This is a genomic window from Microcoleus sp. Pol12A5 (assembly GCF_036701435.1).
GTDB lineage: Bacteria > Cyanobacteriota > Cyanobacteriia > Cyanobacteriales > Microcoleaceae > Microcoleus.
Map to the genome: position 1 here is coordinate 1 of NZ_JAUBQU010000310.1, position 1,161 is coordinate 1,161.

1 pseudogene is annotated in these 1,161 nt (G+C 48.5%); it reads left to right on the top strand.

Annotation, left to right across the window (positions count from 1 at the left end):
• The first annotated feature begins 77 nt into the window (after nt 1-77).
• Nucleotides 78-1,138: pseudogene (locus tag QUA45_RS28930) on the top strand (IS630 family transposase).
• Nucleotides 1,139-1,161: the final 23 nt, after the last annotated feature.

Consider the following 1,161-nt stretch of genomic DNA (forward strand, 5'->3'; position numbering starts at 1 on the left):
TAAGTAGGTCGGGCTGAAAAGACTGAAGTATGTAAAGATAGGTAAACGAGGCAACAGTTATAGCTAGGTAATGAGTCATGGGTGCGCGACTGAGAATTTTCCTCAAGGCAGAAGAAGACAGAACGTTATTTGAGATGAGGAAGGCGAGTACAGTACCGCAAAGGGTAAAAGATAGAGCCGAAGCACTAAGGCTCAATGCTCAAGGATGGTACGTGGAGAAAATCGCCCACTATTTCAATTGGCATCCGCAAACGGTGCGCGAGGCGATTCATCGGTGGGAAAAGAAGGGACTCGGAGGATTATGGGAGGAGCCAGGGCGTGGAGGAAAAGCGCGTTGGCAAGCCGCTGATATCGAGTACCTGGAAACCTGCCTGCGGCAAGAGAATCGTACCTACAATAGTCAGCAACTGGCACAAAAACTGATCCTAGAGCGGCAAGTACAGTTGAGTCCCGACCACCTACGACGGGTACTCAAAAAAAGGGGGTACTCTGGAAGCGTAGTCGTGTGAGCCATCGGGATAAGCAAGACCCACAACAACGCGCCATCAAGCAAGCTGATCTCGATATGCTGGAGTTGGCTGCAGCAGCAGGTGAAATTGACTTGTTGTACCTCGATGAGTCTGGATTTAGCTTGTGGAGTCCAGCGAGCTACAGCTACTTTTTTCGCGGAGAACAAAAACGACTTGAACAAACCCCTCGACGTGGCAGACGGTTAAGTATTTTAGGGCTTGTGCAACCTTTAGTTACCTTTGTCTACGGCTTGGTGATTGGCTCTTTTACCAGTGAAAGCTACATCAAAATCATAGATGAGCAAGCTCGTCTTGCTGCACAAGAGTTTGCCAAGACTCGACGGATTCGTATCATCGTCCAAGATAACGGACCGATTCATACCAGTAATCAAGTACAGCAGCAGTGGCCTCGATGGGAAGCGCAGGGTCTTTACCTCTTCTTTTTGCCTGCCTATTGCTCGGAAATGAACCCGATTGAGTCGGAATGGCATCAACTCAAAACCCATGAACTGGCAGGACAGATGTTTGAAGACGAGTTAGACCTGGCTTATGCGGTGATGGATGGTGTAGAAGCCAGAAGTCGAGTTGAAGGACGGACTACAAAGCGTTTCAAGTTTAAGTCTAGCTAGCTCAAGACTTAGCGTTACATAGT